Origin of the sequence: Methylocaldum sp. RMAD-M (assembly GCF_017832375.1) — a bacterium.
GTDB lineage: Bacteria > Pseudomonadota > Gammaproteobacteria > Methylococcales > Methylococcaceae > Methylocaldum.
This window is the reverse complement of the sequence record NZ_JAFIBZ010000002.1, coordinates 342,347-350,376: the sequence shown is the minus strand read 5'-3', so window position 1 is coordinate 350,376 and position 8,030 is coordinate 342,347. Positions and strand designations below refer to the sequence as shown.

10 protein-coding genes are annotated in these 8,030 nt (G+C 55.7%); 5 read left to right on the top strand and 5 right to left on the bottom strand.

Annotation, left to right across the window (positions count from 1 at the left end):
* Positions 1 to 214: hypothetical protein (locus JOD69_RS03730; protein WP_210023803.1), on the top strand; the 214-nt coding region annotated here is incomplete at its 5' end.
* A complete protein-coding gene (locus JOD69_RS03725; protein ID WP_139841146.1) occupies positions 211 to 519 on the top strand; it encodes a hypothetical protein in 309 nt (102 codons plus the stop codon). The genes JOD69_RS03730 and JOD69_RS03725, both read left to right, overlap by 4 nt.
* A 751-nt stretch (positions 520 to 1,270) precedes the next feature.
* Here the strand turns inward: JOD69_RS03725 and JOD69_RS03720 are convergent.
* From JOD69_RS03720 to JOD69_RS03705, 4 genes are all read right to left on the bottom strand, one after another.
* Positions 1,271 to 2,320: a COX15/CtaA family protein gene (locus JOD69_RS03720; RefSeq protein ID WP_077728059.1), complete on the bottom strand. Its 1,050-nt coding sequence runs from the start codon at positions 2,318 to 2,320 to the stop codon at positions 1,271 to 1,273.
* Between the two features lie 239 nt (positions 2,321 to 2,559).
* Positions 2,560 to 2,955: a hypothetical protein gene (locus JOD69_RS03715; RefSeq protein ID WP_139841147.1), complete on the bottom strand. Its 396-nt coding sequence runs from the start codon at positions 2,953 to 2,955 to the stop codon at positions 2,560 to 2,562.
* Positions 2,956 to 3,022: 67 nt separating this feature from the next.
* Positions 3,023 to 3,592 carry a CDP-alcohol phosphatidyltransferase family protein gene (locus JOD69_RS03710; protein WP_077728061.1) on the bottom strand — a complete coding sequence of 190 codons (570 nt, stop codon included), beginning with the start codon at positions 3,590 to 3,592 and terminating at the stop codon, positions 3,023 to 3,025.
* Entirely contained in the window at positions 3,589 to 4,572 is a 984-nt protein-coding gene (locus JOD69_RS03705; RefSeq protein ID WP_280858437.1) for a DUF2066 domain-containing protein, read from the bottom strand. Before JOD69_RS03705 ends, JOD69_RS03710 begins: the two co-directional genes overlap by 4 nt.
* 220 nt (positions 4,573 to 4,792) lie before the next feature.
* Between JOD69_RS03705 and purM the strand changes: the two genes are divergently transcribed.
* The 3 genes from purM (at position 4,793) to JOD69_RS03690 (ending at position 7,042) form a co-directional block, all read left to right on the top strand.
* Entirely contained in the window at positions 4,793 to 5,842 is a 1,050-nt protein-coding gene (purM, locus tag JOD69_RS03700; protein WP_240507107.1) for a phosphoribosylformylglycinamidine cyclo-ligase, read from the top strand.
* A gap of 28 nt (positions 5,843 to 5,870) precedes the next feature.
* Positions 5,871 to 6,596: a glycosyltransferase family 2 protein gene (locus tag JOD69_RS03695; RefSeq protein WP_077728064.1), complete on the top strand. Its 726-nt coding sequence runs from the start codon at positions 5,871 to 5,873 to the stop codon at positions 6,594 to 6,596.
* A gap of 71 nt (positions 6,597 to 6,667) precedes the next feature.
* Positions 6,668 to 7,042: a cupin domain-containing protein gene (locus JOD69_RS03690; protein WP_077728065.1), complete on the top strand. Its 375-nt coding sequence runs from the start codon at positions 6,668 to 6,670 to the stop codon at positions 7,040 to 7,042.
* 66 nt (positions 7,043 to 7,108) lie between these two features.
* Here the strand turns inward: JOD69_RS03690 and JOD69_RS03685 are convergent, their stop codons facing one another.
* Positions 7,109 to 7,888: an alpha/beta fold hydrolase gene (locus tag JOD69_RS03685; RefSeq protein WP_168183890.1), complete on the bottom strand. Its 780-nt coding sequence runs from the start codon at positions 7,886 to 7,888 to the stop codon at positions 7,109 to 7,111.
* Between the last annotated feature and the right edge of the window lie 142 nt (positions 7,889 to 8,030).

The window sequence follows — 8,030 nt, the reverse complement described above, 5'->3', positions numbered from 1 at the left end:
TATTCGCTCCTCTCAACAGGAATTGATGACCTCGAAGACCATCAAGAATACGCCGCCTACCTCAGCCTCTCATCCACAACTTTCGAGCATAACTCCTGATGGAGTTACAGGGAAGATTTTTGGTCCTAATAGCATATTCGGTCCAAAGCTTGGGATTACTGAGATGCCGGAAGCTACAAATATCTTAAATACGGCAATCAAGGTACCGCGATGAGTCAGATTTGTTTTGCTCCCAAAGAAGTTAAATCATGGTATCTATCAAGAAATCTGGCGAATACTTTTGATCGGATTGAACTACGGTTGCCCGAATCCGAAAGCGACGGAAACAAAGCTGCAGTAGTTCTGGAGTGTGGATCATTTTTGGCGAGCTTTACTGTTTGGGGATCAGGTACGACGGAATGGATTGTTGTTAATGGGGAGTCTGGTGAAACGGTGATAGTTCGCGATTCAACATTCACCGATGTTTCCACCCTGTATTCATTACTTGATGCTGCGATAGAAGAGCTCCTGCAACTCTGAAATTGTAGCCCGCGTAGATACTGTTATCCGGATCAAGCCCGCGTAGGCTGGGTTGAGGTACGAAACCCAGCGGTTCAAGACTTGGCTGTGCCGGGTTTCCGCAAAGCTTCAACCCAGCCTACGGGCTTTCCAGCCCGCGTAGGGCGGAATAGCGTACTCGCGTATTCCGCCGCATGGGAGTATTTCATTCGGCGCATTACGCGAAAGCTAAGTATATTCCGTAAACTTTTACGGAATCTCGACAGATTAGTTTGATTGGCGGGTTTCTCCTGTAGTGGTGCGTATGCCGCAAGACTTCCCTGAATGTACTTAGAGCATTTTCATACCTACTGTACGGGCACTCGCGAGTAGGTCGGGAATCCCTTCCCGACGCCACGTCCCGGCCGAGCGTCTTCGTCGGAAGGGTCGCGACTAAAGCGACCGTTTGCGATTGGCAAAGGATTGCCGACCTACGAAAGCTTGAGTCGATCTACCCTGGCCGAAGGCGCCAACGACTCCTGCAGGCCTGTTTTGCCGTACGAGCGAGATGAAAACACTCTAAGGGGCTACTCGGTAAACGGCGGGTTACGGCGCATCGAATCCAAGCGTGCCCAGCAGGGGTTCCGTTGTGCGCGCCTAACCCGCCCTACAAACCCCGGGGTGAGGTACGAAACTAGACCTCGATCAAGCGTCGGCTGTGCCGGGTTTCCGCAACGCTTCAACCCGACCTAGGCCAAGCTTGGCAGGCTAGGCGCTGCATAGTTTCTACAGGCTAATCGACGCGCGCTGCGGCCGTGAGCCTTGGATTTTCCGAATACCGCAATGCGATAAACAGGAAAAACTGGGTTCCGAAGATCAGATTGGCCAGGACGAGGTGAATCGGCTGTACGAAAGCCGGAAATCCGAGACGATCCAGCGTTACCCCGGTGCCGATGGCGGCTACCACCAAAGCCCCCAAGGCGATGCCGAAGTTTCGAAGCAGGTGTCCGCGTTCGAGGCGTCGTGCCAGATTCCAGACGAGCCACAGGTTTGTGAAGAGAATGACGGAGGAGAACGAGCGGTGAATGTAGAAAATGATCGGAAATTCCTCCCGCCAAAGGTGGCGCTCGGCTTGATCGAAGGTCGTGGCGATGACGTCCACCGACTCCCGGATCTGGGTTCCCATGGTGATTTGCAGCAGCGTCATTCCCATCGCTACCGCCAAGACCGTTTTGAATCTTGGCGATAGCGCGCCAGTATCGAGCCTCCGTATCGTGTCCTGCTGCGATCTCGCGATCGCGTAGATCAGGAGACACACGATCACGAAAGCGGTCACCATGTGGGCGGTAATCATGACCGGCCGCAGATTGCTGGCGACGACCGCAGATCCCAGCCAACCCTGAAACCCGACCAATAAGAATACGGATAAGGCGAGGAAGAAGACCGCCCGGTCTCGTCTCAGATATGGAATCGCATAGAGCAAGGTCAGCAGAATAAGCACTCCGATACTCACACCGATCAACCGATTGACATATTCGGTCCAGGTCTTGAGCGGATTGAACTCGGTATCCGCATAGCCGCGCTCGGCGTAAATCTCATGGTAATTCGGCGGCAGCTGGGATTCGTCGGTAGGCGGGACCCAGCGGCCGAAACAGGTGGGCCAGTCGGGGCAGCCCATGCCGGCACCGGATGCCCGTACGATACCGCCGACCAGGATCAGGAAATAAACGGCGGCGATCGTAATCAGGCCGATGCGGCGGAACCGTTTGGAAATCGCCGAGTCGGTCGCGTTTGAATGAAAAGCGTTCTGGGGATTGAAGTCGGAAGAGACCGTATCGTTCATGACTGATATTTCGACAAGATTGGGATGTTATGTTTGTACGATGCCGGACGGCGAGTCGGTACCGGCGTTCGGAGCGTTTTTCGCCGCAGTATAGTGGCGTGAATCGGGAACTCGGCACGCACACTCAGAATACATGCGCAAACAAGCTTGTAGGTCGGCAATCCTTTGCCGACGACGATGTCGGGAAGGGATTCCCGACCTACGACAGCCTGGGGCGCTACACCACATCGGAAGATGCTCTAGCGAGCGGGCATGACCGAAAAGGATTCCGAAATGCTGAAACTGCGGCTACGAGAACTTTCGGATAAATCCTGATAATACAACCGAATGCGATAGTTTCCGACCGGCAGTCGACCAATTCGATAGGTTCGGTAAAGCCCGGAGCCGGGGAGGGCGCTTTCCTCCGGTTGAAAGGTATAAAGGCACTGCCCGTAGTGGTTGACGACGATCTCGATTTCGTTTCCTTTCATCCGGGCATCGACACGGTCGTCGTTGCAACCGCGCCGCGGGTAATAAATCAGGATATCTTCGTTGGCGCGAGGACTATTGGGTTCGATAAAAAGGGTTTCGCCTTGCGCTCCACCGGGTCCCCGGAAATGTTCTTGGGCGACCGCCGGGAGAGGAAGAAGGCTCAACAAGAATGCCGGTATATGGCGGCGAACTCGGGATAACCGCGTCCATCGAAGCGTGGAAAAATGGCCCTTAGTCATTGCGCATGCCCAAGACTCGGGTTTCGCGGTAATAGCTGCTTCCCCAGACATATACGTACATCGCGCCGCTAACCAGCGTCGTCAAAAATACGATCGCGGTCAGGCCGGTGATGAGGCTGGCGGGCAACGACACGAAGCCATGGTGCAGGAGTATGATGAATACCAGAAAGAGCTGAAGCAATGTATTCACTTTGCTGATCAGGAGCGGTTGCCCTTCGAAGGGCCGCAGCAGGAAGTAATACAGCACTGCACCGGTGAATATCACCAGGTCGCGCAAGACCACGGTGGCCATGAGCCAAAACGGGAGCAATCCCATAAAGCTCAGCACGATATAAGACGAAACCAGAAGCAGCTTGTCGGCCAAAGGGTCGATATAGGAGCCGAGACGGGATTGCCAGTGAAAATGCTTGGCTAGAAAACCGTCCAGAGCATCCGATACACCCGCAATCACGAACAGCGTCAGAGCCCAATCGAAGCGCTTTTCCAGCATCGAACTGATGACAGGATAGACGAGCAGGATTCGGCAAACCGAAATGATATTGGGTATATGACGTGCTTTCATTCGGCTAATCGGTAGGTTAACCCGGAAAACTGCCGGTCCTCGTTAGCGACGGGTCTCAACACCCGCCCTAAAGCGAGGGCCTCCTCCAACGACGCCCTGTCGCCGAGTACGTATAGCTTAAACAAGGCATGATCGGCGTCCACTCCCATCCACTCCAGCCTTTTGACCTGAGACAGCCGGCTCAGATAGGCGGTTGCGCGATCGGTCGCATCGAGAGACGACAGGCCGACGATTTTCAATTCCAGAGTCGTTTCCTGCGTGGTACGCGGAATGAACCGTTCGGCCAGGCGGGAGTAGACTCCGGATGTACCCGACCGGAGTGCTTCCTGGAGATCGGGAAAGTTTCCCTGCCAAGTCTCGTCGAGATTTTGAAGGTAAATTCGCCAAGTGGCATCCCAGGTTCCCTCCGGTCTATGCGACAAGCGTCCGGCGAGCACGGCATCGGTCTCGTATCGAGCGGACGCTTGCTTGACCCGCTCTCCGTTACCGGTTTCCAGGTCGTCGATGCTGAGACTCTGTTGGTCGGTCAAATCCCACAAAGGAACCGTCACGGGCAATCCGCTTTCCTCCGCTGCGGCACGTAGCGCGCGGTCGATCTCCGGCATTTGGTCGGCCACGAAAATCGATTTTTCCGCATTATCCTCAATCGAAAGCCATACCAGCACTTCGGGTCGCTGTTCTCCCCAAGGACTGATGTTCGATTTACGCAAGGTGTCGTTAATGCGCGGCGAATCGAACTCCACGCGCAAATAGTCGAGCGGCGCATCGGTGTCCGACTTGGTTATGTACTCGTATTGCAGAACGAAATGGTCGGGTTTTTCCAGCATGGAGCGTACGGCCTTGGACTGCATGGCATCGGTCCTGACCAATCGCTTGAGGACTTGCTCAAGAGCTTTGCGGATGTCTTCGTTACGTGTCGATTCATCTTTGCTCTGTACGGCGACGTCCATTCGATACAATCCTTTTATTTCCGCGGCCATAAGGTTGGGACAAACCATTATGAGCCACAAACTGACTAGGGCGACGAGGCGCACGAAGATCCTCCCGCAGGTTGGCGAAGAGCGTTGTACAATATCACAATCCCTTAGAGCAGCTAAAACACTCTATGTCCGTTCGACCCGTCGAGATTTCACTTGAATGGACACTGGTTTTTGGCTTTTTAGAGTTCTTTTTTCCGAATTGATATCCCGGAGATTCAGCTTGACCGATTCCAAAACCGAATCCCTCGATTACAAAAGCGCCGGTGTCGACATCGAGGCCGGTAATGCACTCGTAGAGCGAATTAAACCGTTTGCCGCAAGAACTCGCATTCCCGGTGTGCTGGCCGGACTCGGGGGATTCGGCTCGCTGTTCGAGCTTCCGGTAGGCCGTTACAAGCAGCCGGTTTTGGTCGCCGGCACCGACGGGGTGGGCACGAAACTAAGATTGGCCATCGATAGCGGACAGCATGGCGGCGTCGGCATCGACTTGGTTGCAATGTGTGTCAACGATATCGTCGTTCAGGGCGCCGAGCCTTTGTTTTTTCTCGATTATTACGCCACCGGCAAACTCGAGGTGGATGTCGCCGCCTCGGCGATCCAAGGCATCGGCAAAGGCTGCGAATTGGCCGGGTGCGCCCTGGTGGGCGGCGAAACGGCGGAGATGCCGGGGATGTACGGCACAGGCGATTACGATTTGGCCGGCTTTTGCGTGGGCATCGTGGAGAAGGACGAGATTCTCGACGGAAGCCGGGTCCGTCCGGGCGACAAACTGCTCGGCCTGGCGTCTTCCGGACCGCACTCGAACGGCTATTCCTTGATCCGCAAGATCGTGGACCGCGAAGGCCGCCGCCTGGATGAATCATTGGACGGAAAGCCCTTGGGCGAATGGTTGCTCGAGCCGACCCGGATCTACGTAAAGCCATTGCTGCAACTCATGCGTCAAATCAGGGTTCATGCCCTGGCCCATATCACCGGCGGCGGAATCACGGAAAACCTGCCGCGGGTTTTGCCGGATCGCTCGGAGGCGGTGGTCGACCCGTTCGCGTGGCCGAGACCGGCCGTGTTCCGCTGGCTGCAGGAAAAAGGCGGGGTAGAGGACGGCGAGATGCTGCGCACCTTCAATTGCGGCATCGGCATGATCGTCTGCGTCGCGCCGGAAGACGAAGAGAACGCCCGTGCGCTGCTCACCGCTGCCGGCGAGACCGTGTATACCATCGGCGAGATCGCATCGGCTGATGGCGGTCCTCGGGTCAGGTACGTCCAGCCCTAGTACGCAATGCTACTGTTCAGGAAGATTTATGGAACTTAGTGTCGTTGTGCCGGTTCACAACGAGGAAGACAACGTTGAACCGCTGATCGCCGAAATCGATCGAGCCTTGATCGATGCGGGAAATTACGAAGTGATTTTCGTGGATGACGGCAGCACCGACAATACCCTGACCCGCCTTGACGGTTTGCGAGCGCAGTACCCGCGGCTGCGCGTTCTGTGTCACCGACGCTGCTGCGGGCAAAGCACCGCCTTGCTGACCGGCGTTCGCGCAGCCCGCGGACGAATCATCGCGACCCTGGACGGCGACGGGCAAAATAATCCTGCCGATATACCGAAATTGATCTCGGCCCTGAAGTCTATGGACCAGGACGGAATGAAGGCCATGGTGGCGGGACTTCGCAAGCGCCGCAAGGATACCGGCTGGCGGCGGTTTTCCTCCAAAGTTGCTAATGCCGTGCGCAGTTCGCTGCTTCACGATAATACGCCGGATACGGGATGCGGGCTCAAGGTGTTCTCGCGCGAGTTGTTTCTTTCCCTGCCGTATTTCGACCATATGCACCGTTTCCTTCCCGCGCTTGTTCAGCGGGCCGGAGGAAAAGTCGTGTCGGTGGAAGTCGATCATCGGCCCCGTGTGCGCGGTGTGTCCAAATATGGCACCTGGCACCGGCTATGGGTTGGCATTGTCGACCTGTGCGGGGTGATGTGGCTGCAACGGCGCGCACGCTTTCCTGAAGTGAAGGAAGTGGGCGGTTAAAGGTCTTTATCTCCCGGGCGAGATGGCGTAAGTTTTTAGATTTAATTCGCATAAGAACAAAGGAAAATAATATGAGACCGAATCCCGTCCTACATGCAGTTGTCGTTTTTTCCGTAGTCTGGGCCGGAGTGGGCCGGGCTGAGGAACCGAAGATGCCGCCTCGCCAAGTGCTTTTGGAGAAAGCCCTCGAGCTGCCAACCAATAAGGTCAATTCGCGGGTCATTCGGGTCATTTTCCCGGAGGGTTACAAGACACCTTTGCATACGCATGAAGGGCCGGGGCCTCGTTACGTCGTGAAGGGCAAGGTGAAAATCGAGGAAGGCGGCCAGGTTCGCGAATACGGGCCCGGAGAAGTGTTTTGGGAATCCGGTCAATGGATGACGGCGGAAAATGTCGGGCAAGGCGAGGCCGAGGTCATCATCATGGAATTGGCGGCGCCTAAGTAAGCAAGATATTTGCCCATGGGAAGCGGAACGATCCGGTGGGCACACGTCATCCAAGGGGCGGCGCAGCTATTTTGGATTCAGGCCGCTTTGCTTCTCCGGCGCAGAAGGAGGAGCAGCATCCAAAGCGGCACTAATCTGCAAATTGGTTAGCCAACCGTGAACACGGTTGACCAGAAATTCTCCGATGTCTTGCCATCCGTGATCGGGCTCATTCAGAACCAGCAACCGATAGGACGGATTGGTTTTCATGGCGGCCCGCTTGCGGGACGCTTCGTCGTCCATTGGCACCGATATTCGGCTGCTTAGAATTTCAAGTATAGGCAAGCGGATGGCGCTCAGGCTATCGGGGGAGATCGGCGGTGGATCGAGCTTCCGCACGGGGGCCGGGTCGATCAGCACCGCGGCCTTCACGGCTCCGTCGGGCGAATCGGCGAGATAGCTCAATGCCGTCCATGCTCCGATATCGTGGGCCAGCAAGGCGATATTCCCGATTTTTTTCTGCTTGAGAAACTCCACGCTGGATTGCAGCCTTGCGATCGTTTCTGCAAGAAGATTCGCATGGCCTTGCAGATCGTCGGCGTCCGATATGGGCATCGCCAAAGACAAACTGCTCCAGCCGTGTACCGGCAAGCCTAGTCGGAGCGGACGAATAAGATCGGCCGCATCCTGATTCGAATGTCTCCCATGCAGCAGGATGACGCCGCCGCGTACGTCTTTCGATACTGCCTCTCGGTATAGTCCCTGAAATCCCAGATCGGACGCTTCCAGCCGAATCGCTTCGTCCGGGTGTGTACGAGTCCCGATATCGTCGGCGATTTGACGCTCCCGATGCACATCCGTTGCCAAGGTCTCGCTACTCGCCAGACACGCCGAAATCGAGATAATCAAAATTTGCTTACAGAGGCGGGTTTTTGAACACAAATTGTTTCCTCGAAAAAGGCCAAAAGGTATGAAGCGTTCAGCGGTCCGGCGATTTCGATTGGTGTAA